The 25,801-nt window shown below is 69.9% G+C and carries 23 protein-coding genes; 15 read left to right on the top strand and 8 right to left on the bottom strand.

The genetic code is table 11. The features are described 5' to 3' along the window. Nucleotides 1-16 precede the first annotated feature (16 nt). On the bottom strand, nt 17-703 hold the full coding sequence (locus tag CU044_RS27685; RefSeq protein WP_129771495.1) for a TetR/AcrR family transcriptional regulator: 687 nt from the start codon (nt 701-703) through the stop codon (nt 17-19). A gap of 144 nt (nt 704-847) precedes the next feature. Between CU044_RS27685 and CU044_RS27680 the strand changes: the two genes are divergently transcribed. Then, nucleotides 848-3,109 carry an MMPL family transporter gene (locus CU044_RS27680; protein WP_129771494.1) on the top strand — a complete coding sequence of 754 codons (2,262 nt, stop codon included), beginning with the start codon at nt 848-850 and terminating at the stop codon, nt 3,107-3,109. Nucleotides 3,110-3,238: 129 nt separating this feature from the next. On the opposite strand, the gene CU044_RS27675 is transcribed toward CU044_RS27680, so the two are convergent. Next, the gene (locus CU044_RS27675; RefSeq protein ID WP_030352509.1) at nt 3,239-3,436 is read right to left on the bottom strand and encodes a MerR family transcriptional regulator; all 198 of its coding nucleotides are present in this window, start codon (nt 3,434-3,436) and stop codon (nt 3,239-3,241) included. 322 nt (nt 3,437-3,758) lie between these two features. Next, nucleotides 3,759-4,670 (bottom strand): sugar phosphate isomerase/epimerase, encoded by a 912-nt coding sequence (locus CU044_RS27670; protein WP_129771493.1) that lies wholly within the window; start codon nt 4,668-4,670, stop codon nt 3,759-3,761. Between the two features lie 155 nt (nt 4,671-4,825). Here CU044_RS27670 and iolC point away from each other — a divergent pair, with 155 nt between their 5' ends. The 9 genes from iolC to CU044_RS27625 all read left to right on the top strand — a co-directional run bounded on the left by iolC (nt 4,826) and on the right by CU044_RS27625 (nt 17,807). Beyond that, on the top strand, nt 4,826-5,917 hold the full coding sequence (iolC, locus tag CU044_RS27665; RefSeq protein ID WP_129771492.1) for a 5-dehydro-2-deoxygluconokinase: 1,092 nt from the start codon (nt 4,826-4,828) through the stop codon (nt 5,915-5,917). Beyond that, nucleotides 5,914-6,795: a deoxyribose-phosphate aldolase gene (locus tag CU044_RS27660; RefSeq protein ID WP_129771491.1), complete on the top strand. Its 882-nt coding sequence runs from the start codon at nt 5,914-5,916 to the stop codon at nt 6,793-6,795. The genes iolC and CU044_RS27660 overlap by 4 nt, the downstream gene beginning before the upstream one ends. 16 nt (nt 6,796-6,811) lie before the next feature. Further along, entirely contained in the window at nt 6,812-7,840 is a 1,029-nt protein-coding gene (iolB, locus tag CU044_RS27655; RefSeq protein WP_129771490.1) for a 5-deoxy-glucuronate isomerase, read from the top strand. After that, nucleotides 7,837-9,711, top strand: a complete 1,875-nt coding sequence (iolD, locus tag CU044_RS27650; RefSeq protein ID WP_129771489.1) for a 3D-(3,5/4)-trihydroxycyclohexane-1,2-dione acylhydrolase (decyclizing) — start codon at nt 7,837-7,839, stop codon at nt 9,709-9,711. Before iolB ends, iolD begins: the two co-directional genes overlap by 4 nt. A gap of 14 nt (nt 9,712-9,725) precedes the next feature. Next, complete coding sequence (gene mmsA / locus CU044_RS27645; RefSeq protein WP_129771488.1) at nt 9,726-11,225, top strand: CoA-acylating methylmalonate-semialdehyde dehydrogenase; 1,500 nt, start codon at nt 9,726-9,728, stop codon at nt 11,223-11,225. A 455-nt stretch (nt 11,226-11,680) separates the two neighbouring features. Next, complete coding sequence (gene asnB, locus CU044_RS27640; protein ID WP_129771487.1) at nt 11,681-13,522, top strand: asparagine synthase (glutamine-hydrolyzing); 1,842 nt, start codon at nt 11,681-11,683, stop codon at nt 13,520-13,522. Nucleotides 13,523-13,576: 54 nt separating this feature from the next. Beyond that, complete coding sequence (locus tag CU044_RS27635) at nt 13,577-14,170, top strand: DUF4291 domain-containing protein (protein WP_129771486.1); 594 nt, start codon at nt 13,577-13,579, stop codon at nt 14,168-14,170. Between the two features lie 143 nt (nt 14,171-14,313). Then, nucleotides 14,314-16,950 (top strand): alpha/beta fold hydrolase, encoded by a 2,637-nt coding sequence (locus tag CU044_RS27630; RefSeq protein ID WP_129771485.1) that lies wholly within the window; start codon nt 14,314-14,316, stop codon nt 16,948-16,950. After that, on the top strand, nt 16,947-17,807 hold the full coding sequence (locus tag CU044_RS27625) for an ABC transporter permease (RefSeq protein ID WP_129771484.1): 861 nt from the start codon (nt 16,947-16,949) through the stop codon (nt 17,805-17,807). Before CU044_RS27630 ends, CU044_RS27625 begins: the two co-directional genes overlap by 4 nt. A gap of 37 nt (nt 17,808-17,844) precedes the next feature. On the opposite strand, the gene CU044_RS27620 is transcribed toward CU044_RS27625, so the two are convergent. Next, the gene (locus tag CU044_RS27620; protein ID WP_240045880.1) at nt 17,845-18,555 is read right to left on the bottom strand and encodes a DNA-binding response regulator; all 711 of its coding nucleotides are present in this window, start codon (nt 18,553-18,555) and stop codon (nt 17,845-17,847) included. Nucleotides 18,556-18,849: 294 nt separating this feature from the next. Between CU044_RS27620 and CU044_RS27615 the strand changes: the two genes are divergently transcribed. Beyond that, nucleotides 18,850-19,311, top strand: a complete 462-nt coding sequence (locus CU044_RS27615) for an anthrone oxygenase family protein (RefSeq protein WP_129771483.1) — start codon at nt 18,850-18,852, stop codon at nt 19,309-19,311. A 100-nt stretch (nt 19,312-19,411) separates the two neighbouring features. On the opposite strand, the gene CU044_RS38780 is transcribed toward CU044_RS27615, so the two are convergent. Continuing rightward, the gene (locus tag CU044_RS38780; RefSeq protein ID WP_165371985.1) at nt 19,412-19,840 is read right to left on the bottom strand and encodes an ATP-binding protein; all 429 of its coding nucleotides are present in this window, start codon (nt 19,838-19,840) and stop codon (nt 19,412-19,414) included. 343 nt (nt 19,841-20,183) lie between these two features. On the opposite strand from CU044_RS38780, the gene CU044_RS27605 reads away from it, so the two are divergent. From CU044_RS27605 to CU044_RS27595, 3 genes are all read left to right on the top strand, one after another. Further along, nucleotides 20,184-21,044 (top strand): helix-turn-helix transcriptional regulator, encoded by an 861-nt coding sequence (locus CU044_RS27605; RefSeq protein ID WP_129771481.1) that lies wholly within the window; start codon nt 20,184-20,186, stop codon nt 21,042-21,044. Next, nucleotides 21,044-21,277: a DUF397 domain-containing protein gene (locus CU044_RS27600; RefSeq protein WP_129771480.1), complete on the top strand. Its 234-nt coding sequence runs from the start codon at nt 21,044-21,046 to the stop codon at nt 21,275-21,277. Before CU044_RS27605 ends, CU044_RS27600 begins: the two co-directional genes overlap by 1 nt. A gap of 183 nt (nt 21,278-21,460) precedes the next feature. Continuing rightward, entirely contained in the window at nt 21,461-22,279 is an 819-nt protein-coding gene (locus tag CU044_RS27595) for an SAM-dependent methyltransferase (RefSeq protein WP_129771479.1), read from the top strand. A 52-nt stretch (nt 22,280-22,331) separates the two neighbouring features. Here the strand turns inward: CU044_RS27595 and CU044_RS39780 are convergent, their stop codons facing one another. After that, nucleotides 22,332-23,348, bottom strand: a complete 1,017-nt coding sequence (locus tag CU044_RS39780; protein WP_240045879.1) for an aminoglycoside phosphotransferase family protein — start codon at nt 23,346-23,348, stop codon at nt 22,332-22,334. 414 nt (nt 23,349-23,762) lie between these two features. On the opposite strand from CU044_RS39780, the gene CU044_RS27585 reads away from it, so the two are divergent. Then, nucleotides 23,763-24,215, top strand: a complete 453-nt coding sequence (locus tag CU044_RS27585) for a hypothetical protein (protein ID WP_345790158.1) — start codon at nt 23,763-23,765, stop codon at nt 24,213-24,215. Between the two features lie 122 nt (nt 24,216-24,337). On the opposite strand, the gene CU044_RS27580 is transcribed toward CU044_RS27585, so the two are convergent. Further along, nucleotides 24,338-24,508: a hydrophobic protein gene (locus CU044_RS27580; RefSeq protein ID WP_129771477.1), complete on the bottom strand. Its 171-nt coding sequence runs from the start codon at nt 24,506-24,508 to the stop codon at nt 24,338-24,340. Between the two features lie 148 nt (nt 24,509-24,656). Continuing rightward, nucleotides 24,657-25,427, bottom strand: coding sequence for a fasciclin domain-containing protein (locus tag CU044_RS39100; RefSeq protein ID WP_193564089.1), 771 nt, complete (start codon nt 25,425-25,427; stop codon nt 24,657-24,659). Between the last annotated feature and the right edge of the window lie 374 nt (nt 25,428-25,801).

Raw genomic sequence — 25,801 nt, 5'->3', positions numbered from 1 at the left:
ACCTACGACCCTACCCCTAGGGGGTATGAAATCGAACCCGGTCCTGATGGTCGGAGCCGTTGTGGAGGTCCCCGACGAGCGGACACAGGTAGCGGAAGAGCACCGCCTTCAGCTCGGCGATGTACGCGTCCCGTTCGGCGGGCTCCACGGCGAGGATCAGATCCATGCCCGCCTTGAACACGGCGAAGACCGTGTGTGCGACCCGGGTGATGTCGGGCTCCGGTGCGGTGGGGAGGTAGCCGGCGAGGACTTCCTCGACCCTGGTGAGCATGGAGGAGTGCAGGGCGTCGTGGTCCCGGGAGACCTGGCCGGGGATGTCCGGGCCGTGCATGAGGACGTTGAAGGCCGGGTTCTCGAAGTTGAACTGGATCAACGGGTCGAGGACGGCGTCCAGCAGCTGGTCCAGCGGCAGTTCGAGATGGGCCGGGGTGAACGCGTGGCCGTAGGTGGCACGCCAGCGGGTCAGCAGGTGATCGCCCAGCTCGACGGCGATGGCTTCCTTGTTCGGGAAGAACTGGTAGAGCGTGCCCGGGGAGACGCCTGCCTCGCGGGCGATGGAGTTGGTGCTCGCCGCGGTGTAACCGGTGGTGCAGAAGACATTGGCCGCGGCTTGCAGGAGCTGGGCGATGCGGCGCTCGCCGCGGGCCTGGCGGCGGCGCGGCTTTCCCGTTCCGTTCTCGCTGCCGTTCTTGGCCTCCGGCATGTGAATCCCCGGCTTTCCTGGATCGGTTGACAAACACGAGCGACAGCTCGCATTATTGATTAATGCGAGCGATGACTCGTGTTTGTCTATTCTATGACAATGACTGACCCGTGCCGCGGGTCACGGTGAAGGGGACACCGCACCATGTCCGAAGTCAATACTGGACCGAGTCTTGGGGGATGGACCCGGTTCGTCACCGCGCGGCCGAGGTTCTCGCTCCTGGTCGCGCTGGTGATCACGGCCCTGGCCGTCTTCGCCGGGAGCGGGGTCGCCGACCGGATGGGAAGTGGCGGCTGGGCGGATCCGGACGCCGAGTCGACGTACGCGACCCAGGCGCTGGAGCGGGAGTTCCCGGCCTCTCAGCCCAATCTGCTGCTGCTCGTGGACAGCGGCGGCCGGAGCGTGGACGACCCCGCGGTGGCCGCCGAGGCCAAGCACCTCACCGACCGGCTCGCGGCTGAGCCGGGCATCACCGGGGTCGGGTCCTACTGGGGGACCGGGTCGGCCGCGCTGCGCGCCGAGGACGGCCGGGAAGCGCTGATCGCGGCGAGGATCGAGGGCGACGAGACGAAGGCCGCGACGGTCCTGGACCGGATAGCGCCGGAATTCCGCGGCACGCACGGGCCGTTGGAGGTCTCGCTCGGCGGACCCGTCGCGGTACAGCACGAGATGCAGGACATCATCCAGGAGGATCTGCTGCGGGCCGAGCTGATCGCCCTGCCGGTGACGCTGGTGCTGCTGGTGATGGTCTTCGGCAGTGCGATCGCCGCCCTCCTGCCGCTCGGTCTCGGCATCGTCGCCATCCTGGGGACGAACGCGGTGCTGCGCGGGATCACCGAACTGACCGATGTCTCGGTCTTCGCGCAGAACCTCACCACGGCCCTGGGGCTCGGACTGGCCGTCGACTACGCCCTGTTCATCGTGCGCAGGTTCCGCGAGGAGCTGGCCGAGGGCGCCGAGGTACGGGACGCCGTGGGCATCACGCTGCGCACCGCCGGGCGGACGGTGCTGTTCTCCGCGCTGACCGTGGCGGTGTCGCTGGCGGCCATGATGGTCTTCCCCCAGTACTTCCTGCGCTCCTTCGCCTATGCCGGCATCGCGGTGGTGCTGCTGGCGGCGGCTGCCGCGCTGATACTGCTGCCGGCCGCGCTGATGCTGCTGGGCCATCGGGTCAACGCGCTGGATCTGCGGGTCCTGCTGCGCCGGCGGCGGAAGCCCGGGACGCGTGACGGATCGGGAACCGCGGGCGCGTCCGCCGAGCCGGGGGCCGGCTGGGGTCGCATGGCCGCGCTGGTGATGCGCCGGGCGCCGGTCTTCGCCCTCGCCACGGCGGCCGGGCTGGTCGTGCTCGGACTGCCCTTCCTGGGCGCCACGTTCGGTACCGCCGACTACCGGCAACTGCCGTCGAGTGCTGATTCCCGGGTGGTCCAGGAGGAAATACGGGACGGCTTCCCCGGCAGCCCGAGCGGCGGCCTGGAGGTGTTCGTGGAGGGCGCTGCCACGCCCGCCGAATACGCCGACTACCGCGGCCGGATAGCGGCTCTGCCGGGGGCGCTCAGGGTCGACGGCCCCGTCACCTCGGGCGAACACGGGTACTTCACGGTGCGGGCCGAGGGAGAGGCGGTGGGCCAGGAGGCCCAGCAACTCGTCCGGGACATCCGCGCGGAACCGGCAGCGTTCGACACGTCGGTGACCGGCACCGCCGCCGTCCTGGTCGATTCCAAGGACGCGATCGCCGACCGGCTGCCGTGGGCGGTGGCCATCATCGTGGTGGTGACCCTGCTGCTGGTCTTCCTGCTCACCGGCAGTGTGCTGATACCGCTCCAGGCGGTCGTGCTCAACGCGCTGAGTCTCACGGCGATGTTCGGGGCGGTGGTCTGGGTCTTCCAGGACGGCAACCTCTCCGGGCTGCTCGGCTTCACCGCCACCGGCGACATCGAGACGACCCTGCCGGTCCTCATGTTCTGTGTCGCCTTCGGGCTCTCCATGGACTACGGAGTCTTCCTGCTCTCCCGGATCAAGGAGGAGTACGACCGCGGCGGCGATCACGAACAAGCGGTGACCTTCGGCCTCCGGCGCACCGGTGGACTGATCACCGCGGCGGCCGTGATCCTCGCGGTGGTCATGGTGGGCATCGGCACCTCCCGGGTGACCAACACCAAGATGCTGGGGCTCGGGATCGCGCTCGCCGTGCTCATGGACGCGATGGTGGTCCGCAGCCTGCTGGTGCCCGCGGTGATGAAGCTGACGGGCAGGGCGACCTGGTGGGCTCCCGGGCCGCTGCGCCGCTTCCATGACCGGTTCGGGCTGAGCGAGGGCGAGTCGAAGCCGGCCGCCGAAGGGGACGCGGGAGATCCGGCGCGGACGGAGCCCTCTGACCGGGACCGGGACACGGCGAGCGTCTGACCGGAGCGGAATGGGGCCGTGCGGAACGTGACCGTGCGGAACGGGGGCGAGCAAGAGGGGCGGAACGGGGGCCGTGGGCCCGTACCGGATCGGTACGGGCCCACGGCGGGCTCACGGCCGCCCGGTCGCTCAGCCTCTGTTGCTTCTGTTACCGGGACGCTGGGCCACCCAGGCGCGGACGGTGTCCGCGTACCAATAGGGCTTTCCGTTCTCCACATGGTCGGGCGGCGGGAGCAGTCCGTGCTTGCGGTACGAGCGGACGGTATCCGGCTGCACCCTGATGTGCGCCGCGATCTCCTTGTAGGACCAGAGCCTTTTGTCCGTCATCAGTGGCTACCTCCCCGCGTCCGCCGCAGGAAGGCCGGTGGGCCGTCGGGGGAGCTGCGGCACGACGCTGGTGATCACCCAGCCTGTGCCCATCGAGCGACACAGAGTGATGGAGAGAGTAGATTTGTCACCTCCCTGTGACGGAAGGACTGTGTAATCGAGATATGTGTGACGGTAGAGGGATCTTTGTGGCGCATGCGGCACAAATGACGCGTGCATCTCATGTGGTACGTGGACCTCATGTGGCGTGGACGCTCACGGGAGTTGTGTGACGTCAGGCGCATCACAGGCGCCGGCCCCGCTCCGTACCGCCCTCGCCGGGTCAGGCGCCGCAACTCCGCAGGAAACGGCGGGTGCGCGCGGCGATCGGGAACGGCTTGTCGGGAGGGCATGGATACATGTCCTGTTCGACGATGGCGAAGAGGTCCACATCCAGCCGCCGCGCCGCGGTGAGTACCGGTTCCAGCGCGGGAACGCCGCCCGGCGGCTCGCACATCACCCCGCGGCCGACCGCCGGCCCGAACGGCACCTCGTCCGCGACGACCTCGGCGAGGATCTCCGGGTCCACCTGCTTGAGATGGAGATAGCCGATCCGCTCCCCGTAGGTCTCGATCAGTTTGACGCTGTCGCCGCCGCAGTAGGCGTAGTGCCCGGTGTCCAGGCAGAGCGAGACCAGATCGGGATCCGTCGCGTCGAGGAAGCGGCTGACGTTCTCCTCGCTGTCGATATGGGTGTCGGCGTGCGGATGGACGACGATGCGCAGCCCGTACCGGTCCCGCACCTCACGGCCGAGCCGCTCGGTCTGTGCCGTCAGATCGCGCCACTGCTCCGCCGTCAGGGTCCGGTCCTCCAGCACCTCCCCCGTCTTGTCGTCGCGCCAGAACGAAGGGATGACGACCAGATGGTCCGCGCCCATCGCCCGGGTGAGCGCGGCGATGTCCGCGACGTGCGCCCAGGTCTTCTCCCAGACGGCGGGGCCGTGGTGCAGTCCGGTGAAGACGGTTCCGGCGGAGACCTTCAGCCCGCGCCGGGAGGTCTCCTCGCCCAGCCGGACGGGATCGGAGGGGAGGTAGCCGTAAGGGCCCAGCTCGATCCACTCGTAGCCCGCCTCGGCGACCTCATCGAGGAAACGCTGCCAGGGAACCTGCTGGGGGTCGTCGGGGAACCACACGCCCCAGGAGTCGGGGGCCGACCCGACCCGGATGCGGTTGGACGTGGGTACGGAAGAGGTCATACCGGTCAGCTTTCCGGTGGTACGGAAAGAGTGTCAACCCCTTCGTCCGAATGTCAGGACAAAACATTGACAGGGCTCGGAGGCGGGCATTAGATCGGGGAGCGACGTGGATGTGGGAGTGACGTCGGAGTGACCGGCGAACCGAAAGGACGCGCATGCCTGAGCCGTACGACGTCATCACCATGGGCCGGATCGGGGTGGACCTCTATCCGCTGCGGACCGGCGTCCCGCTGGCTCAGGTCGACACCTTCGGGAAGTTCCTCGGTGGCTCCGCGACGAATGTCGCCGTCGCGGCGGCCCGGCTCGGCAGACGCACCGCCGTCATCACCCGTACCGGCAGGGACCCGTTCGGGGACTATCTGCACCAGGCGCTGCGGGAGTTCGAGGTCGATGACCGCTGGGTGACGGCGGTGGACGAGTATCCGACCCCGGTCACCTTCTGCGAGGTGTTCCCCCCGGACGACTTCCCGCTCTACTTCTACCGGCTGCCCAAGGCCCCGGACCTGGAGATCCGTCCGGACGAACTGGACCTGGACGCCATCCGTTCGGCCCGTATCTTCTGGATGACCGGCACCGGCCTGTGCGCGGAGCCCAGCCGAACGGCGACCCTCGCGGCGCTGGAAGCGCGCGGAAAGTCGGGGATCACCGTCTTCGACCTCGACTGGCGGCCGATGTTCTGGCCGAACGGCGCGGAGCCCGGAGATGCGGAGCCGGGAGGTGCGGAGCTGGACGGCGCGGAGCCGCGCGCGGTGTACGCGCGGGCCCTGCGGCACGCCACCGTCGCGGTGGGCAATCTCGACGAGTGCGAAGTGGCCGTGGGCGAGCGCGAACCCCATGCCGCCGCGCGGGCTCTGCTCGCCGCCGGGGTCGAGCTGGCCGTCGTCAAACAGGGCCCCAAGGGTGTGCTCGCCGTCCACCGGGACGGCACCCGGGCAGAGGTGCCGCCCGTCCCCGTCGATGTCGTCAACGGACTCGGCGCGGGGGACGCGTTCGGCGGCGCCCTCTGCCACGGACTGCTCGCCGGCTGGGATCTGGAGCGCGTCATGCGGTACGCGAACGCCGCCGGGGCCATCGTCGCGGGCCGCCTCGCCTGTTCGTCCGCGATGCCGTACGACGAAGAGGTCGCGCGGACGCTCGCGGACGGGAGGGTTCCGGCGGCGGATCCCCCGCCGGAACCCGCCACGGAGCCGTCCACCACGCCGTCCACAGCGCGTTCTTCGGCGCGATCCCCCGAGGCCCTCTCGTGAGCGGCGTCGATGTGTCCGAGCTGGTCCGCCTGCGTACGTACCACCCCGAGGCCGTCGCCGAGGCCGCCGCCCGCCGTACCCGCCGCCCCCTGCTGCGCGCCAACGGCCGGCTGATGATCATCGCGGCCGACCATCCGGCCCGCGGCGCCCTGGCTGTCGGGGACCAGCGCCTCGCCATGGCCAACCGCGCCGATCTGCTGGAGCGGCTCTGTCTCGCGCTGTCACGGCCCGGTGTCGACGGCGTCCTGGCCACCGCGGACATCCTCGACGACCTGCTGCTCCTCGGCGCCCTGGAGGACCGCGTCGTCGTCGGCTCGATGAACCGCGGCGGGCTCGCCGGTGCCGCGTTCGAGCTTGACGACCGCTTCACAGGACACCGCCCCGAGGACCTCGACAGGCTCCGTTTCGACGCGGGCAAACTGCTCCTCCGTATCGACTACGAGGACCCGCGCTCCCTCGACACCCTCCACTCCACCGCCCGCGCCGTCGACGCCATGGCCGAACGCCGCCTGCCGGTCTTCGTCGAGCCGTTCATCTGCTACCGCGCGGACGGCCGGCTCCGCACCGATCTGGGCGCGGACGCGGTGACGCGCTCGATCGCCATCGCCTCCGGACTGGGCGGTACCTCCGCGTACACCTGGCTGAAGGTTCCCGTTACCCAGGACCCCGACGATATGGCCCGGGTGATGGAGACCTCGACACTCCCGGCCGTCCTGCTGGGCGGCGAGATCGGGGGCGATCAGGAGGGCGCGTACGAGAAATGGCGCAAGGCGCTGCAACTGCCCACCGTCCGGGGACTGGTCGTCGGCCGTTCACTGCTCTATCCGGTCGACGGGGATGTGGCCCGTGCCGTCGATACGGCCGTGGGTCTGCTCTAGGGGGTACGGAGACTTCATGACGACCAACCACGAACCGTACGGCTGGTACGTACCCGCGGGCAGCGCCGCGTCGGGCCCGTACGCCCTCGACATCGATCCACGGCGGGCCGGCTGGGCACACAGCAGCCTGCGCGTCCTGGAGCTCCCGCCCGGCGGTACGCACGACCTGGCCGCCGGGGACAGCGAGTGGATCGTTCTTCCGCTCACCGGCGGTTGCACGGTGGGCACGCAGGGCAAACTCTTTGAACTGCGGGGCAGGGAAAGCGTGTTCAGCGGAGTCACGGACTTCGCGTACGTGCCGCGTGATGCCCACGCACAGATCGCCTCCGGTGCGGGAGGCCGCTTCGCCCTGGCAGGAGCGAAGTGCGAGCGACGACTCCCCGCTCGCTACGGCCCCGCGCCGGAGGTTCCGGTCGAACTGCGCGGCGCGGGCGGCTGCTCGCGCCAGGTCAACAACTTCGGCGCGGCGGGGGTCTTCGCCTGCGACCGGCTCATCGCGGTCGAGGTACTCACCCCGGGCGGCAACTGGTCGTCGTACCCGCCGCACAAACACGACGAGCACCGGCCGGGCGTCGAGTCCGAGCTGGAGGAGATCTACTACTTCGAGATCGATGGCGACGGCCTCGGCTATCACCGGGTCTCACCCTCCCGCCCCGGCGGGACGGACGTCCTCGCCGAGGTCCGCACGGGCGACACCGTCCTGATCCCGGACGGCTGGCACGGTCCGTCCATCGCCTCGCCCGGCCGCGACATGTACTACCTCAATGTGATGGCGGGGCCGGGGGAGTCACGGGAGTGGCTGATCAGCGACCACCCCGACCACGGCTGGATCAGGGACACGTGGCCGGGGCTCGCCGTCGACCCCCGGCTGCCGCTGTACGAGGCGGCATCGGCCGGGTCCGAGCCCGGACGCCCGGCCGCGGAGCCAGGCGGGGCCGTGAACCCCGCTGCCGTAAACCCTGCGGTCCTGAAGCCCGGGGCCGCAGTCGCCACGCCAGGCGCCGCAGGCGCAGCCGCACCCGCAGCCGAGGAGGATTCCCGATGAGTACGCGCCGTCTTACCGTCGCCCAGGCGCTGATCAGCTTCCTGTCCCGGCAGTACACCGAGCGGGACGGCCACAAGCAGCGTTTGATCAATGCCACTTGGGGCATCTTCGGCCATGGCAACGTGGCGGGTATCGGCCAAGCCCTTGTCGAGTCCGCCTCGGAGATGAGGTACTTGCAGGGACGCAATGAGCAGGCCATGGTCCACGCCGCCGTCGGCTATGCCCGCCAGAGCAACCGCCTGTCCGCCCATGCCGTGACCACCTCCATCGGCCCCGGCGCCACCAACCTCGTCACCGGTGCGGCTCTCGCCACCATCAACCGCCTCCCCGTGTTGTTGCTGCCCGGTGACACCTTCGCCACCCGTCCCGCCGACCCCGTCCTGCAACAGCTCGAACTGCCCAGCGCGGGCGACATCTCCGTCAATGACGCCCTGCGGCCCGTCTCCACGTACTTCGACCGTGTCACCCGCCCCGAGGCGCTGATCCCGGCCGCGCTCGCCGCGATGCGCGTGCTCAGCGACCCCGCCGAGACCGGGGCCGTCACCCTCGCCCTGCCCCAGGACGTGCAGGCGGAGGCGTACGACTGGCCGGAGGACTTCTTCTCCGAACGCGTCTGGCGAGTCCGCCGTCAGGCGCCCGATCCCGACGAACTCGCCGAGGCGGTACGGCTGGTACGGGAAGCCCGTCGTCCTCTGCTCGTCGCGGGCGGCGGAGTGCACTACAGCGGGGCGGAGGACGTGCTCGCCGCGTTCGCCGAGGAGACCGGTATTCCGGTCGCCGCCACCCAGGCCGGCAAGGGCTCGCTGCCGTACGACCACCCCTGCGAGGTCGGCGGCATCGGCCACACCGGCACGGCCACCGCCAATGAACTGGCCAGGACCGCCGATCTGGTGATCGGCGTCGGCACCCGCTGGTCGGACTTCTCCACCGCGTCCAGCACGCTCTTCTCGAACCCCGCCGTCCACTTCCTCAATATCAATGTCACCGGCTTCGATGCCCACAAGCTCGCGGCCGACCCGCTGGTGGCGGATGCCCGTACGGCCCTGCAACTGCTCGCCGCGGGGCTCGTGGGCCACCGTGTCGCGCCCGCGTACGCCACCGAGTACACCGAGGACAAGGAGCGCTGGGAGTACCGCGTCACCGCCGCGTTCACCGCCGACGAGGATCTCGTACGCCCCACCCAGGCCCAGGTCCTCGGCGCGCTCGACGCCCTGGTCACCGACGAGGACATCGTCATCAACGCGGCCGGATCGCTCCCCGGCGACCTCCACAAGCTGTGGCGGGCCCGCTCCCGCGACCAGTACCACGTCGAGTACGGCTACTCCTGTATGGGCTACGAGATCCCGGCGGCCATCGGCGTGCAGCTCGCGGCGCCGGGCCGGCCGGTCTGGGCGCTCGTCGGCGACGGTACGTATCTGATGAACCCCACCGAAATCGTCACCGCCGTCCAGGAGCGACTGCCGTTCAAGGCCGTGATCCTCCAGAACCACGGCTACGCCTCCATCGGCGGCCTGTCCGAGACGGTCGGCGCGGAACGGTTCGGCACGGCCTACCGTTTCCGGGCCGACGACGGGACCTATACCGGCGCCCCGCTGCCCGTCGATCTCGCCGCCAACGCGGCCTCCCTCGGCCTGCGGGTGATCCGTGCCAAGACGGTTCGTGACCTGCGTGAAGCCCTGGCCGAGGCGCGCGCCGCCGACGTTCCCACATGTGTCTATGTGGAGACCGAAACGGCAGACACTGTGTCGGGCGTCCCTCCGGCCCAGGCGTGGTGGGATGTCCCCGTGGCCGAGACCGCGACGCGCCCGTCCGCGGTCAAGGCCCGTGAGCAGTACGACCGGCACGTAGCCGCCCGCCGCCGCCAGCTGTGAAGGAGCCAAACGGAATGAAGACCGTCAACCACTGGATCGGTGGCAAGACCGTCGAGGGCGCGTCGGGCAACTGGGGCCCGGTGACCGACCCGGCGACCGGCGCCGTCACCACACAGGTCGCGCTCGCCTCCGCCGAGGAGGTGGACAGCGCGGTCGCCGCCGCGAAGGCCGCGTTCGCCACCTGGGGGACCTCGTCCCTCGCCCAGCGCACGGGCATCCTCTTCCGCTACCGCGCGCTGCTCGACGCCCGCCGCGACGACATCGCCGCGCTGATCACCGCCGAGCACGGCAAGGTGCACTCGGACGCGCTCGGCGAGGTCGCCCGGGGCCTGGAGATCGTCGAGCTGGCCTGCGGGATCACCACACAGCTCAAGGGTGAGCTGTCCACACAGGTCTCCAGCCGCGTCGATGTTTCCTCGATCCGGCAGCCGCTGGGCGTGGTCGCGGGCATCACGCCGTTCAACTTCCCGGCGATGGTGCCGATGTGGATGTTCCCGCTGGCGGTGGCCTGCGGGAACACCTTCGTACTCAAGCCCAGTGAGAAGGACCCCTCGGCGGCGAACCTGCTGGCGGAGCTGGCCGCAGAGGCCGGGCTGCCCGACGGTGTGCTGAATGTCGTGCACGGCGACAAGGTCGCGGTGGACGCGCTGCTCGCGCACCCGGATGTGGCGGCGGTCTCGTTCGTCGGCTCCACCCCCATCGCCCGCTACATCCACACGACGGCCTCCGCCAACGGCAAGCGCGTCCAGGCGCTCGGCGGCGCCAAGAACCACATGCTGGTCCTGCCGGACGCGGACCTCGACGCCGCCGCGGACGCGGCGGTCTCGGCGGCCTACGGTTCCGCGGGTGAGCGGTGTATGGCGATCTCCGCGGTCGTGGCGGTGGGCGCGATCGGTGACGAACTGGTCGCCAAGATCCGTGAGCGCGCCGAGAAGATCAAGATCGGTCCCGGCAACGACCCGGCCTCCGAGATGGGCCCGCTCATCACCAAGGCCCACCGCGACAAGGTCGCCGGCTATGTCACGGGCGCGGCGGCCCAGGGCGCCGACGTCGTCCTGGACGGTACGGGGCACACGGTCGAGGGCTTCGAGGAAGGCCACTGGATCGGGCTCTCGCTGCTCGACAAGGTCTCCACGGACTCCGACGCGTACCGCGACGAGATCTTCGGCCCGGTACTGGTCGTGCTGCGTACGGAAACGTACGAGGAGGGCGTCGATCTGATCAACGCCTCGCCCTTCGGCAACGGCACGGCCATCTTCACCCGCGACGGCGGCGCCGCCCGCCGCTTCCAGCTGGAGATCGAGGCCGGCATGGTCGGCGTGAACGTACCGATCCCCGTGCCCGTCGGCTACCACTCCTTCGGTGGCTGGAAGGACTCGCTCTTCGGCGACCACCACATCTACGGCAACGACGGCGTGCACTTCTACACGCGCGGCAAGGTCGTCACCACCCGCTGGCCGGACCCGTCCGAGGCCCCGGCGGGCGTGGACCTCGGCTTCCCGCGCAACCACTGACAACACCGCTCCCGGCTCCCTGAGCGCAACCGTGGCCCGTACGACGTCCCGCGTCGTACGGGCCACGGGCGTTCACCGCGCTCGCACCCCCGCCCCGCCAGCCCGCTCGTCCGCGCCCCCTCCCGCACGGCCGGCGGCCGGTTGATGAAGTCTTTGCCCGTGGCCTGATCGTGCCGCCGTCTCCGGTGCGCGGCACCGCCATGGCCCTGGCGGTGCCCCGGATCCCGGTCCATAGGGGTTCATTACCTTTCGCGGCGTACGGCTGAAAGCGCCTGCTTCGCGTAACCGGGCGCCGGGCGACCGCGTTGACCGAGCGCAGTCGTATGACTCACGCTCGTTACATAGGTGCTGGATACAACTGATCTGGCCCGGTGCCCCGTCCTGCCGTGAACCCCAGGCTTGTCCACGGTCTCTGACCTGCGCTCCGGCCTGGGATCGGAAGCAGGAGGACACACATGTGTGGCATCACCGGCTGGGTCTCCTTCGACCGTGATCTGCGTTCCGCGTCCGAGACATTGGATGCGATGACGGAAACCATGTCCTGCCGGGGCCCCGACGACCGCGGCACCTGGATCAGCGGCCCCGCGGCCCTCGGCCACCGCCGGCTGGCGATCATCGACCTGCCGGGCGGCCGTCAGCCCATGACACTCGACACCCCGCAGGGCCCTCTGGTGCTCGTCTACTCCGGCGAGACCTACAACTTCACCGAACTGCGGCGCGAACTGACGGGCCGCGGCCACCGGTTCATCACCGACTCCGACACCGAGGTCGTCCTGCACGGCTATCAGGAGTGGGGCACGGCCATGGCGGAACGCCTCAACGGCATGTACGCCTTCGCGATCTGGGACGGCCGCGACGAGACGCTCGTGATGATCCGCGACCGGATGGGCATCAAGCCCTTCTACTACTATCCGACCCCCGACGGTGTGCTGTTCGGCTCCGAGCCCAAGGCGATCCTCGCCAACCCGCTGGCCCGCGCCCGCGTCCGGCTGGACGGACTGCGCGAACTCTTCGCCTTCGTGAAAACGCCCGGCCACGCCGTGTGGGACGGAATGCGCGAGGTCGAGCCCGGCACCGTACTGACCCTGAGCCGGAGCGGGCTGCGCCGGCAGGACTACTGGTCGCTGAAGACCCGCCCGCACCCCGACGACCGCGACACCACGGTGGCGCGGGTACGCACCCTCCTCGACGACATCGTGCGGCGCCAGCTCGTCGCCGACGTACCGCGCTGCACGCTCCTCTCCGGCGGCCTCGACTCCTCCGCCATGACGGCGCTGGCCGCGCGTCAACTGGCCGAGACCGGCGAGCGCGTCCGCAGCTTCTCCGTCGACTTCGTCGGCCGTACCGAGAACTTCGTCGCCGACGAACTGCGCACGACCCCGGACACCCCGTACGTCCACGACGTCGCGCGCGCGTCGGGCACGGAACACCAGGACATCGTGCTGGACTCCCAGACCCTCGCCGATCCCGAGGTGCGCGGCCGGATGATCCGGGCCCGTGACCTCCCCATGGGCTTCGGCGACCTCGACTCCTCCCTCTACCTCCTCTTCCGGGCCATCCGGAAGCACTCGACCGTCGCGCTCTCCGGTGAATCGGCCGACGAGGTCTTCGGCGGTTACCTGCAGTTCTTCGACGAGGAGGCGAGGCAGGCGGAGATGTTCCCGTGGCTGGTACGCCTCGCCGACCACTTCGGCGACGACGCGGACGTCCTGCGCGCCGATGTGAGCACGGCCGTGAACCTGCCGGACTTCCTCCGCGAGAGCTATGCGACGGCCGTCGCCGGCATCGAACGCCTCAGTGGCGAAAGCGACTTCGAGTACCGGATGCGCAAGATCTGCTATCTCCACCTGACCCGTTTCGTACGCATCCTGCTGGACCGCAAGGACCGCGCGAGCATGGCCGTCGGCCTGGAGGTCAGGGTGCCGTTCTGCGACCACCGGCTCGTCGAGTACGTCTACAACGCCCCGTGGTCCCTGAAGTCCTTCGACGGCAGGGAGAAGAGCCTGCTGCGCGAGGCGACGGCGGACCTGTTGCCGAAGTCGGTGTACGACCGGGTGAAGAGCCCCTACCCCTCCACGCAGGACCCGAAGTACGCCGTGGCCCTCCAGGAACACGCCAAGGACCTGCTCTCCCAACCGTCCCACCGGGTCTTCGACCTGGTCGACGCCGACCGGATCCGACGAGTGACGGAGCGCGACACGCCGCAGATCACCCAGGCATCGCGCCGCGGCCTGGAACGCACGCTGGACCTGGCGATCTGGCTGGACCTCTACAACCCGGAGATCACTCTGACCTGAGGGCCCGCCCAAAATTGGGTGGTCGCCCCGGTCGCCCGGCACCACGCTGGTCCCATGCCAGAACCGACGTACCGGATACGCGCGCTGCACACGGCGTCCACGCTCACCGTCTACCAGGCCTATCCGGCCGCCCTCGGCCTCCCCGCCGCCCGTGACGGCCGGTTCCCGGCGGCCTGGAAGCGCGACCGGATGACCTGGATCAAGCCGTCTTTCCTGTGGATGATGTACCGCTGCGGCTGGGGCACCAAAGAGGATCAGACGACCGTACTGGCCGTGGAGATCGCCCGGGACGGGTTCGAGTGGGCGCTGGCTCATGCCTGTCTGTCGCACTACGACCGCGCCGTGCACCCCGATCCGGCGCACTGGAAACGCGAATTGAAGCGCTCTCCCGCCCGCGTGCAGTGGGATCCGGAGCGGGACCTGCACCTGAGGGCCCTGCCGCATCGTTCGCTTCAGCTCGGACTGTCGGGTGAGGCGGCGCGGCGGTACGCGGACGAGTGGACCGCGTCCATACGGGACGTGACGCCGCTCGCGCACCGGATCCACGCGCTGGTGCGCGAGGGGGAGCTGACGGCCGCGGCGGGGCTGTTGCCCGAGGAGACCGGCTACCCGGCGGGCGACGGACTCCTCGGACGGCTCCGGGCCTGAGGCCGGGGCCTGGGGCCGTGGCGGGCCGGGGCCTCGCATACCGCGTCTGGTGTACGGCGGGGCCATCCGTACTCCCCCGGGATGCCTTCGAGTTCCGACCGGTGTCCGTACGGCCGGGGCCGGGGCCCGTTTAGGGTTCAAGCATGGAGCTACGAACCCCCCGCCGGTTTCGGCTGCGCGCGCGATGGCTCGCGGGCCTCGGCGCAGCCGCTGTGCTCGTCGGAGCCGGGACCTGGACCGCCGTCGCCTCGGACGGTGCGCCCGCCGTGCACCGCACGGACCAGGTGCTGTCGATGGACGGCGCCCGGATCGACACCTCCTACTTCACCGCGGGCAGCGGGCGCCGGCCGGCCGTGCTGGTCGGGCACGGCTTCGGCGGCAGCAAGGACGACGTACGCGCCCAGGCGGAGAAACTCGCCCGGGACGGGTACGCGGTGCTGACCTGGTCGGCGCGCGGTTTCGGGAAGTCCACCGGCGAGATCGGGCTCAACGACCCCGACCACGAGGTCAAGGACGTCTCGCGGATGATCGACTGGCTCGCCGCCAGGCCCGAGGTGCGGCTCGACGCGAAGGGCGATCCCCGCGTGGGGGTGACCGGCGCCTCGTACGGTGGCGGCATCTCGCTCCTCGCCGCCGGATACGACAAGCGGGTCGACGCGATCGCCCCCCTGATCACGTACTGGAACCTCGCCGACGCGCTCTTCCCCGACGGCGTCTTCAAGAAGCTCTGGGCCGGGATCTTCTTCTCCACCGGTGGCGGCTGCGAGACGTTCCAGAAGGAACTCTGCGACATGTACCAGCGGGTCGCCGTCTCCGGCACGCCGGACGATGCCGCCCGCAAGCTCCTGGAAGAGCGCAGCCCGTCCGCCGTCGGCGACCGTATCGACGTGCCCGCGCTGATCGTCCAGGGCCAGACCGACTCCCTCTTCCCGCTCGGCCAGGCCGACGCGATGGCGAAGGCGATCAGCGCCAACGGCGCACCCGTCGACGTCGACTGGATGGCGGGCGGACACGACGGCGGTGACCCGGAGAGCAGCCGTCTCCAAGGACGGATCACCTCCTGGTTCGACCGTTACCTCAAGGACGACAAGAGCGCGGACACCGGGCCGGCGTTCCGCGTCAGCCGGACCGGAGGCGTCGACTCCACCAACGGCCGGGCCCTGTTGCGGGGTGCGAGCAGCGACCGCTACCCCGGCCTGGAGAGCGGTACCACCAGCGTCCCGCTCAGCGGCGGCACACAGACCTTCGCCAACCCGGCGGGCGGCAGCCCGCCGGCCATCTCCGCCGTACCGGGCGTCGGCGGCGGACTCTCCCAGCTCTCCTCCCTCGGCGTCGGACTCTCCCTCGACTTCCCCGGACAGCACGCGCGTTTCGACTCCGCACCCCTCGACCGGTCGCTGCGGATCACCGGCTCGCCGACCATCCGGGCCACCGTCAGCTCCGACAGCGGGGACGCGGTGCTCTTCGCCAAGGTCTACGACGTCGGGCCCGACGGCCGCCAGCAGGTGCTGCCCTCGCAGCTCGTCTCGCCCGTACGGGTCGAGGACGCGGGCCAGGGCAAGACGGTGGAACTCACCCTGCCCGCCGTGGATCACCAGGTCGTGCCGGGACACCGGCTCCGGGTCGTCCTCTCCGCCACCGACCTGGGCTACGCCTCACCGGCCGCCCCCGCCACCTACCGGGTCTCCGTCGACGGCCCGCTGACCGTACCGACCGTGTCCGCGCTCACCGCAGGATCCACCGCACTGCCCTGGTGGACCTGGGGGCTGCCGGCCGCCGGTGTACTGATCGCGTCCGCGCTGCTGCTCACCGCCCGGCGCCGCACCAACGCGCCCGCGCCCGATCCCGCGCTCGCCGAGGTGCCGCTGCGGATCACCGGCCTGACGAAGCGGTACGCCGGGGCCGCCGACCGCTATGCGGTCCGTGATCTCTCCTTCCAGGTCGAAAAGGGCCAGGTCCTCGGTCTCCTCGGTCCGAACGGCGCGGGCAAGACCACCACCCTGCGCATGCTGATGGGGCTGATCAGCCCCGACGCGGGCGAGATCCGGGTCTTCGGGCACGCCATCAGGCCGGGTGCTCCGGTGCTCTCCCGGGTCGGCTCGTTCGTCGAGGGCGCGGGCTTCCTGCCGCATCTGTCGGGCCGGGCCAACCTGGAGCTGTACTGGCAGGCGACCGGCCGGCCCGCCGAGGACTCCCATATCGAGGAGGCCCTGGAGATCGCCGGGCTCGGCGACGCGCTGGCGCGGGCCGTACGTACGTACTCGCAGGGCATGCGACAGCGGCTCGCGATCGCCCAGGCCATGCTCGGCATGCCGGATCTGCTGATCCTCGACGAACCGACCAATGGCCTCGACCCGCCCCAGATCCGCGAGATGCGGGACGTGATGATCAAGTACGCGGCCGGGGGCAGGACCGTGATCGTCTCCAGCCACCTCCTCTCCGAGGTCGAGCAGTCCTGCACGCATCTGGTCGTCATGCACCGTGGGCAGCTCGTCCAGGCCGGCCCGGTCGCGGAGATCACCGGCGCGGGCGACACCCTGCTCGTCACCACCGCCGAGGAGATGCCGGAGCCGGTCGTCGAGAAGATCGCCGCGCTGGCGGGCATCGGCTCGGCGGTCCGCACGGACGACGGACTCGGTCTGCTCGTACGGCTCGACGGGGCGAGCACCAACGCCCTGGTCACCGAGTTGATCCGGCTGGATGTCCCGCTGACGGGCGTCGGACCGCACCACCGCCTGGAGGACGCGTTCCTCACCCTGATCTCAGGAGGCTCCGCATGAGCGCGCTGATGGAATCGGCCCCCGGCTACCGGGCCGGGCGCACCCTGCCGCTGCGGGTCGAGGCGCTGCGGCAGCTGAAGCGCAGGCGGACGCTGGCGATGGGCGTCGTGCTCGGCGTCCTGCCCTTCGTCCTCATCGTGGCCTTCGCGATCGGCGGCACCCCGGGCGGCGATGGTGACAACGACCGGGTGAACCTGATGGACACCGCGACGGCCTCCGGCGCCAACTTCGCGGCCACCTGCCTCTTCGTCTCCGCGGGCTTTCTGCTGGTGGTGCCCGTCGCGCTGTTCCACGGCGACACGGTCGCGTCCGAGGCGAGCTGGTCCTCGCTGCGGTATCTCCTCGCCGCACCCGTGCCTCGGGCCCGGCTGCTCTGGAGCAAACTGGCGGTGGCGCTCGGCATGAGCGCGGCGGCGATGCTGCTGCTCCCGCTGGTCGCCCTGGCGGCGGGCACCGCGGCTTACGGCTGGAAGCCGCTCCAACTGCCGACGGGCGGCTCCCTGGCCACCGCCGACGCGCTGCCCCGGCTGGCGCTCGTCGTCGCGTTCATCTTCGTCTCCCAACTGGTGACCGCCGGCCTCGCCTTCTGGCTGTCCACCAAGACCGACGCACCACTGGGCGCGGTCGGCGGGGCGGTCGGGCTGACGATCATCGGTAACGTGCTGGACGCCGTGACTGCGCTCGGTTCCTGGCGGGACTTCCTGCCGGCGCACTGGCAGTTCGCCTGGGCGGACGCGCTCCAGCCACAGCTGGAGTGGAGCGGCATGGTGAAGGGCGCGGCGATTTCGGTGACCTATGCCGTGGTGCTGTTCGCGCTGGCTTTCCGGGGCTTCTCGCGTAAGGACGTCGTTTCCTAGGTCCGGATCCAATCCCTTCCAGATCCACCCCCCGTCTCTAGATCCACCCTCGTCGAGCCGCTTCCGCACCCGCCCGGAAGCGGCTCGTCGTGCCGAGGGCGGTGAGCAGATCGCCCACCCGGCGGCTGTACGTACGGCTCGACATGCCCAGCCGCGTCGCCGCCGTCTCGTCGGTCAGCCCGGCGAGCAGGGCCTCCAGAACAGGCCGCAGATGTCCCGGCAGGCCCCCGGGTGAGGGGACCGCGGCCGTCGGCAGCTCCTCGCCCGTGTCCCACCACGTCTGGTGCGTACGGACCAGGGCCTGGACGACCACCGGATCGCGGATCAACAGCAGCCCGTGGTAGTGGAGTTGGAGATCGAGCGGGACCGCGGCGACCGAGCGGTCCACCAGGATCATCTTGAACGGGATGGAGTCCGTCTGCCTGGCCCGGCCGGGCAGATCGCGGGGGAGTGGGTACGAGAGCCCGGCGAGCCCGTGGCGCGGCACGATCCTGCGGACGCCGACCGCACTCGACCGCCCCCGCGCTCTGCCTCCCGGGCCGCTGTCGTGCCAGCTCTGCTCACCCGCCGCTCGCACACAGGCGCCGGCGAACTCAAGGAACTGCTCCGGGATGCACTGCCCCAGACAGCTGCCCGGATCATCGAAGATCAACAGCTCCCGGCGGGCGGAACGGACCAGGGCGGTCAGCGTCGCCGTCACCTCCCGCACACCCTGGATCGGCCGGCCGGGCGGATGGGGCGTGTCCACCACGTCCTCCCGCGCTCCGCCCACCGGCAATGTCGACCTGTTGAGCACAGAACCCGAAACATCTGCCACGGCTGACCACCCCCGCCATCCCCTCGGAGCCGTACGCCACTCCATGTACGCACATCATTGCTCACCGTGACAAGTGTCAGTACGGAGAGTGGCGACTCCATGCCAGAGCCTCCACAACCGGCCCATATTCGCGCAGTCTGGGTGATCGGCGGCGATCGATCGGTGTGATCGAGAACCGTTCAAGAACCCTGCCCTGTCGGCCTTTCCGTGCGCCATGATGTGCGCATGGCCACTCTGCTGCTCGCCCTCGCCGTGATCTCCACGGGTCTGTTCGCGGGGTACTTCCTGATCTTCCAGACCGGCATCATGCCCGCCCTGGGCCGGCTGAGCGACGAGCAGTTCGTCGCAGCCATGCGCCGGGTGAACGAGTACGTGCCCCGCCCGGTCTTCCTGCTGACCTTCCTGGCCGTGGTGGCGTTCCCGGTCGCGGCGCTCGCCATACCCGTCGACGGGCGCTCGGACACCCAGCGCTGGCTCCTGGTGGCCGGACTGGTCTGCGCCGTCCTCAATCATCTGGTCACCATCGGCGGCAACGTCCCGCTCAACAACGCGCTGGCATCGGCGACTTCTTCACCCGACAGCGTGGCGCGCGCCGCCTTCGAGTCCCGGTGGAACACGCTCCACCTCATCCGCACGCTCTTCTCCGTCGCCGCCTTCGCGCTGGTGGTGGGCGCCGCTCTCTCGTAACGGGTCGGCGCAGCTCACTGGTGACGGCTGAGCCGGCCCGACCGGCAGACCCCTGTACTGCCGGTCGGGCCGGCGACAGCCCTTCGGCCCGGCCGGCCGTTCAGAGGCCGGACCCGTGACTGAGCGGGAGCGTCGCCCATACCGTGCGCCCCACCCCGCCGTCGCGGGAACCGACGCCCCACGCCTCGGCCAGACTCTCGACCAGCAGCAGCCCGCGCCCGTTCTCCGCGCGGTAGTCGGGGTTGCGGGGGCTGGGCGCCCCGTCCCGTGCGCCCTGGTCGTGGACGTCGAGCCGTACGTGCTCGGTCAGGAGCCGCACCTCACAGCTGACCAGCGCGCTGGCCGTGTGGAGCACGGCATTGGTGAACAGCTCGGAGAGGACGAGGACCGCGACGTCGCACAGGTCCGTGTGCAGTCTCCACCGCTGAAGCTCATCACGGAGCCAGTGCCGCGCTCTGGCGACGGAGTCCCGTCTGCTGGGAAGCGTGAAAGCGCTTCTGTGCGCGAGGTGCCGGCCGTGATCGCGCACGTCGTGTCCGTGCGCCTCGTGCCGGTACGTGTCATGACCGTAGACGTCGTGACAGTGCGTACGTGCGCGGAGGCCGGATTCGGTTGCTTCGTCCTGTCGGCCGACCGAGGCACACCAGGCACCCCAGGGGTGCCGAGCACGCGCCTGTAACTCCCCGGCGGGGGGCTGGGGTTGCTTGTGTGCACGGTGATCCGTGATGTGAGCCACGCGTTCACTATGAGCGCTGACGCTCACAGGCCGCAACTGATCGTTCTGATAATTTCACAATGCTCCACATCTCTCTGGATAGAGCGCCGGTCACCTGTCAGACTTTGTGAGATGAGTCGACGTCAGGAGACCCCGCATGAGTGAGGCTCGTCCGGGTACCGCGCCCACCGTCCTGCGTATCGTTCTGGGCAAGCGGCTCGGGGCGCTTCGTGAGAAGGCGGGGGTGTCCCGCGAGGCGGCGGCGAAAGTCCTGGACGTCGCTCCGCTGACCATTCGGCGTATGGAGAATTCCGAGGTCAGCCTCAAACTCCCCTACGTCCTGCTGCTGTTGCAGGCGTACGGAGTCACGGAGAGCGAGGCCGAGGAGTTCACCGAGCTGGTCAAGGTCGCCAACAAGCCCGGCTGGTGGCATCGCTATCGCGACGCGCTGCCCGGCTGGTTCAGCGCGTACATCAGCCTGGAGGACCAGGCCAGCCTGATCAGGACGTACGAACCCCACTACGTGCCGGGCCTGTTGCAGACCGAGGAGTACGCACGGGGCGTGCTGCGGGTGGGCGCGCACCGTAACGCCGAGGAGCTGGAGCGGCGCGTCGCGCTGCGCATCAAGCGTCAGCAGCTGCTCACCAAAGCGGACGCGCCCTTCCTGTGGATCCTGATGGAAGAAGCGGTCCTGCGCAGACCCGTCGGCGATCCGGAGGTGATGCGGGCGCAGGTCGACCGACTGCTGGAAGCCACCGCGTTCCCCAACCTCACGCTACAGATCATGCCGTTCGCGATCGGGCCGCATCTCGGAGCATTCGGACCGTTCCATCTCTTCCGGTTCGACATGCCCGAACTGCCCGATGTCGTCTATACCGAGAATCTCACCGGCGCCGTCTATATGGATCAGCGCCCCGATATCGCCGCCTATCTGGAAGTCCTGGACAACATGTCCGCCCGGGCGGCACCCGTTGACGAAACCAGAGCTTTTCTCCTAGGGATACGCAAGGAGCTCTAATGCGGGAGATTTTCAACGGTATGCCGGCCGACGAACTGGGGAGCGATGGCTGGGAGAAGCCATGGAGCGGTCCCAACGGCGGCAGCTGCGTCGAGACGAAGAAGGTGGGCGGCGAGCATGTCGCGATCCGCCAGTCCGCGGACCCGTCGGGGCCGACCCTGATCTGCACCGCGGCCGCCATGGCCGACTTCGTCGCCGGCGCCAAGAACGGTCTCGCCGACTTCCTCCTGTAGCCACCGCCTCCTGTAGCCATCGCCCCTGCTGGTCACCGCCTCCTGTAGTCACCGCTCCCCGTGGCCACCCTCTCCGCAGTCACCCTCTTCGCAGTCACCCCTCCTCCGGACGCCCCCCAGCCCCCTTCGGACACCCCAGCCCCCCCCGACAACCCCCCACGAGCAAGAATTGGACGGCCCCGCATGACGGACCTCGACCACCCGTCGGTAGACGAGATCGACACCAGCAAGCCGCACCCCGCCCGGATGTACGACTTCTATCTCAGTGGCAAGGACTACTACGAGTCCGACCAAGTGGCCGCGGCCTCCGTCGAGTCGGTCTTCCCCACCGTCAAGATCTGCGCGCGGACAAATCGTCACTTCATGCACCGGGCGACCCGCTGGCTCGCGTCCGAGACCGGCATCCGGCAGTTCCTGGACATCGGTACGGGTATCCCGACCCGGCCCAATCTCCACCAGATAGCCCAGGAGGCCGCCCCGGACTCCCGAGTCGTCTATGTCGACAACGACCCGATCGTCCTCCGGCACGCAGAGGCCCTGATGCGCAGTACACCCGAGGGCCGTACCGCGTACATCCACGCCGATGTCCGGGACCCGAAGACCATCATCGAGTCGGAGCGGCTGCGGCGGACGATCGATCTGACGCGCCCGGTCGCGCTGTCCCTCAACGCGCTGCTGCACTTCGTGCCGGACGAGTTCCGTCCGTACGAGACCGTCGGGTGTCTGCTCGACGCGCTGCCCTCCGGGAGCTACCTGGTCCTCTCCCACTGCACTCCGGACTTCGCCCCGGAGATGTGGGAGCGGGTGATCGGTGTCTACCACCGCGGCGGTATCCCCGCTCAGGTGCGCTCCCGGAGTGAAGTCCTCCGTTTCTTTGAGGGGCTGGAGTTCGTCGAGCCGGGCCTCGCGGTGCCGCACCACTGGCGCCCGGAGGGCGAACCGGAGGAGGGCGTCACCGACGCGGCGGTCTCGATCTACGCGGGCGTGGCGCGCAAGCCGTAGCGGTGGCGCGCGCCGCGTGCGCGCGGTCCGGACGTACGTGCGCGCCGTCCGGTCATACGAACGTCTCCCAGGGGCCGTTCTCCAGGCGGGCCAGCGTACGGAGCCCCCGGGCCGTGACGTCGTGCTCGCCATGGTCCGGGCCGTACGCGAGACAGCTCGCGGCGTCGAGCGCCGCCAGACACGGCAGCGCCTGGCGCTCCGCGTCGGTCAGCGGGCGGCCGTACCCGTGGAAGAACGCGGCGCGCAGATCGCCGCGGCCCTGCCAGGGGCCGCAGGCCAGCCGGACGAAGTCCTGTACGGCGGGGGCGTAACGGGACCGCTCGAAGTCGATGACCGCCAGCTGTCCCGACGCCGGCCGCGGCGCCTGCCGTCCCGGCGCCGGTTGCCCCGGTGTCCGTTGTCCGGGCGCTTGTCGTCCCGGTGTCCGCTGTCCCGGTGTCCGCTGTTCCGGTAGCGCCGGACCGGTCCATAGCGCGTTGCGCTCCTGGGCGTCGCCGTGGATATGGGCGGGGGCGAGCAGATCGGTCAGTTTCCGTACGTGGTCGGCCGAGCGGCGTACGAGCGCGCGCCGGCTCTCGGACATCAGGCCGGTGGCGCGCGCGAGGTGGGTCTCGGCGTCGTCGGCCAGCCGCTCCAGCGCGGTCCTGGCCTCCCGCCGTCCGGCGCCCGGCATCTTGTCCGTGCCGTGCAGACGGCGCAGCAGGGCCCCGAACTGCCGGTGCGCGGAGCGGTGTTCCGGGGCGGGGAGGGCGAGCCGCGAGACGGGAGTTCCCGGTACGGCGGTCAGCAGCAGGGCGAGCTGCCGGGCGTCGGTCTCCACGAGCCTCGGGGCGCGGCCGAATCCGAGGGCGGGTACCGCGGACTGGTACCCGAAGGTCTCCCGTTCGTAGAACGAGGCGCTCGCCGACTGCTTGATGAAGAAGCGCCGGCCGCGACTGTCGGTGACATCCCACACTCGTGACGACTCGCGCGGGTGTGACGCGTCCTGTACGGCGGAGAGTGGGCCGACGACGCGTTCCGCCCATTCCCGCAGCGACGGCGGCAGAGGCTTGGCGTGACCGTGACTCATGCGCCCCACCTCGGTGACGGTCGTGATGACAGATCCGCGGGGGCCGCAAAGGGGAGGACGGGAAGCGTGGGGAGGGCGGGACGCACGGGATGCGCGGGAAGAGGGACGGGAGCGAGACGGGCGGGGGCGGGAACAGGTCGCATGATTCCTCCGGAGCGCAGGGCGTTGGGATGGGCGCCCGGACAACGGCCCTGATCAAGGGCGTGTAACGGGGTGCACCGGGGGAATCATAGAACAGACGTTCGAGCTTTCGTGGACCGCCACGCGGCTTGATCTGCGCCGTTGACGGCCCGGGGGCGAAACGGGAGGCTCGGCGCGACAGCGTCCGGCGAGGGCCAATGCGGACCTCGGGTCGGCTGTAGGGGAGAGGCAGAGAAGATGATTGAGCGGAGATTATCCCGATGGACGTCGGCGGTGGCGCTGATCGCCGCCGGGGCGGTCCTGGCCGTCGGCACGGCGGGAGCGGCCCACGCGGCGGCGGGGACGACCGAGGCACCGGCCGCGCGCATCGTGACGTCGGGGGGCGTCACGTTCAGCAGCGATCCCACGCCGGAGGAGCAGGAGCGGCTCCGGCAGATCGCGGGTGCCATCTGGAATGACTCGCTGGCGGCCGGCTGGAACATGAACAGCGATGTGGCGGCGGTCCTCTCGACGGCCACCGGCGAGATCCTGAAGTGCTCCGAGGCCTTCGCTCTCGTTCCCCGGCCCGCGGGGTTCATTCCCGGGCTGGGCTATCTCGTCAGCTACTGGAAGAACCTGCGCGACTACTTCCTCGTGGTCACCAAGGACCGGACGTACGGCGTCTGTGTGAAGGCGACCGCGCTGAATTACCGCTCCGCGATCGAAATGGCCTCGGCCGGAATCTGACGCACCTTCAAAACAATGGATGGGCGGGCCCGTTCGGCGGGCCCGCCCATTTCCGTTACACGACTCCGTCGCGCGATTCCGTCACGTTATTCCATGCCGGGTCGAGCGGCGTCGCCGTCTGTCTACCACCGGTACCAGCGGCCGCGCTTTCCTCCTGTCGCCGTCGGGCGCACCAGGAATCCCAGCAGCCAGACGACCAGCACGATGACGGCGATCCACCACAGTGCCTTGAGTGCGAAACCCGCACCGAAAAGGATCAGAGCGAGCAGAAGAACGAGTATCAGGGGAACCATATCTATCAACCTCCAAGCAGCCGTCTTCCCCCAGTAATTCCGCCCATGCGTGAAAAGGGGATCGGTTCTTCGCGCCGCCCCCTCTCCGGTGTGGAAAGGGGGCGGCGGGAAGTGAAGGTCGGAGGCGTGTGTAAGGCCAGGCGGGGCCCTACTTCGGCGTGAGCACGGTGTCGATGGTGTACACCGTGGCGTTCTCCGTCTTGATGTTGCCGCACAGGATCTTCGCCGTGTCGTTCACCTTGAACGTACGGTCGGACCCCGAGGTGGAGAGGGTCGTACCCTCCCAGGTCGAGAAGACGCCGTTGGGGAGCAGGTCAGGAGTGACCTTCTTCTCCGCCACGTGGTACTTCACGACCTTCCTGAGCTGCGCCTCGTTGTTCTTGATCTGGTCGAGTTGTGCCGTCGAGAGCTTCTTGAACGCCTCGTTGGTCGGCACGAAGAGCGTGATGTCCTTCGCGGTGTTCAGCCTGTCCGTCAGCCCGGCCTTCTTCACCAGGGAGAGGAACGTGGTGAAGTCCGGGTTGTGCGAAATGGCCGTCGCCACCTTCTCCGTGGCCATCTGGGCGAGGCTGCCGGTGCCGGTCTTCGGGATCGACGAGCAGCCGGGGCCGAACGGGACGGCCGGGTTGGGCACCGCGGTCCTGCTCGGCGAGGTCGAGGGGCCGGGCGAGGTGGACGTGCTCGGAGACGTCGACTCGCTCGGCGACGCGGAGGCGCTGGGCGACGTGGATCCGCCGGGCGAGGTGGACTCGCCGGGCGATGTGGGTGTGCTGGGTGTCACGGGCGCGCTCGGCGGTGTGGGGGTGCCGGGCGCGGCGGGGTCCGCGAAGGCCTGGGGTGCCATGACACCCAGGGAGACCGGGAGGGCCACCACGGCGGCTGCGGACACGACGGTACGACGGATGCGGGAGGACTTCATGTTTCGATTCCTCTTCCTGTGGGAGGAGGGCCCCGGCTCGGGCCCGGGAGGCGTCGATGGCGGCCGGGGCGGCCGATCCTGCCGGTGGCGCGGGATGCCGGACGGGGCGTTGTCACCGGTCCGGCCTGTCGTTCGGTCAAGCCACCGCATAAAGCGTAGCCGCACTGGGTGGATTTGAGCATCTTGAGAGGTATGACCAGGTCAGATGCCCGGATCAGGCGCGGCTGCCGGGGTCGGATTCGCCGTCGGGCCCCTTGCCGGGGTCAGGTCCGTCGTCGGTACCGGCCTCGGGACCGGCTCCGGTACCGGCCTCGGGACCGGCTCCGGTACCGGCCTCGGGACCGGCTCCGGTACCGGCCTCGGGACCGGCTCCG

It is taken from the genome of Streptomyces sp. L-9-10 (assembly GCF_004151105.1).
Classification (GTDB): Bacteria; Actinomycetota; Actinomycetes; order Streptomycetales; family Streptomycetaceae; genus Streptomyces.
Note: the sequence above shows the minus strand (reverse complement) of the source record. Positions and strands in the feature narration are given on the sequence as shown.

Coding starts and splice junctions, on each gene's coding strand:
- CU044_RS39780 (WP_240045879.1), bottom strand. CDS start 23,348: ATGAGTCACGGTCACGCCAAGCCTCTGCCGCCGTCGCTGCGGGAATGG.
- CU044_RS27595 (WP_129771479.1), top strand. CDS start 21,461: ATGACGGACCTCGACCACCCGTCGGTAGACGAGATCGACACCAGCAAG.
- CU044_RS27615 (WP_129771483.1), top strand. CDS start 18,850: ATGGCCACTCTGCTGCTCGCCCTCGCCGTGATCTCCACGGGTCTGTTC.
- CU044_RS27680 (WP_129771494.1), top strand. CDS start 848: ATGTCCGAAGTCAATACTGGACCGAGTCTTGGGGGATGGACCCGGTTC.
- mmsA (WP_129771488.1), top strand. CDS start 9,726: ATGAAGACCGTCAACCACTGGATCGGTGGCAAGACCGTCGAGGGCGCG.
- iolC (WP_129771492.1), top strand. CDS start 4,826: ATGCCTGAGCCGTACGACGTCATCACCATGGGCCGGATCGGGGTGGAC.
- CU044_RS39100 (WP_193564089.1), bottom strand. CDS start 25,427: ATGAAGTCCTCCCGCATCCGTCGTACCGTCGTGTCCGCAGCCGCCGTG.
- CU044_RS27635 (WP_129771486.1), top strand. CDS start 13,577: ATGCCAGAACCGACGTACCGGATACGCGCGCTGCACACGGCGTCCACG.
- CU044_RS27605 (WP_129771481.1), top strand. CDS start 20,184: ATGAGTGAGGCTCGTCCGGGTACCGCGCCCACCGTCCTGCGTATCGTT.
- CU044_RS27685 (WP_129771495.1), bottom strand. CDS start 703: ATGCCGGAGGCCAAGAACGGCAGCGAGAACGGAACGGGAAAGCCGCGC.
- CU044_RS27580 (WP_129771477.1), bottom strand. CDS start 24,508: ATGGTTCCCCTGATACTCGTTCTTCTGCTCGCTCTGATCCTTTTCGGT.
- asnB (WP_129771487.1), top strand. CDS start 11,681: ATGTGTGGCATCACCGGCTGGGTCTCCTTCGACCGTGATCTGCGTTCC.
- CU044_RS27630 (WP_129771485.1), top strand. CDS start 14,314: ATGGAGCTACGAACCCCCCGCCGGTTTCGGCTGCGCGCGCGATGGCTC.
- CU044_RS27600 (WP_129771480.1), top strand. CDS start 21,044: ATGCGGGAGATTTTCAACGGTATGCCGGCCGACGAACTGGGGAGCGAT.
- iolD (WP_129771489.1), top strand. CDS start 7,837: ATGAGTACGCGCCGTCTTACCGTCGCCCAGGCGCTGATCAGCTTCCTG.
- CU044_RS27670 (WP_129771493.1), bottom strand. CDS start 4,670: ATGACCTCTTCCGTACCCACGTCCAACCGCATCCGGGTCGGGTCGGCC.
- CU044_RS27625 (WP_129771484.1), top strand. CDS start 16,947: ATGAGCGCGCTGATGGAATCGGCCCCCGGCTACCGGGCCGGGCGCACC.
- iolB (WP_129771490.1), top strand. CDS start 6,812: ATGACGACCAACCACGAACCGTACGGCTGGTACGTACCCGCGGGCAGC.
- CU044_RS27675 (WP_030352509.1), bottom strand. CDS start 3,436: ATGACGGACAAAAGGCTCTGGTCCTACAAGGAGATCGCGGCGCACATC.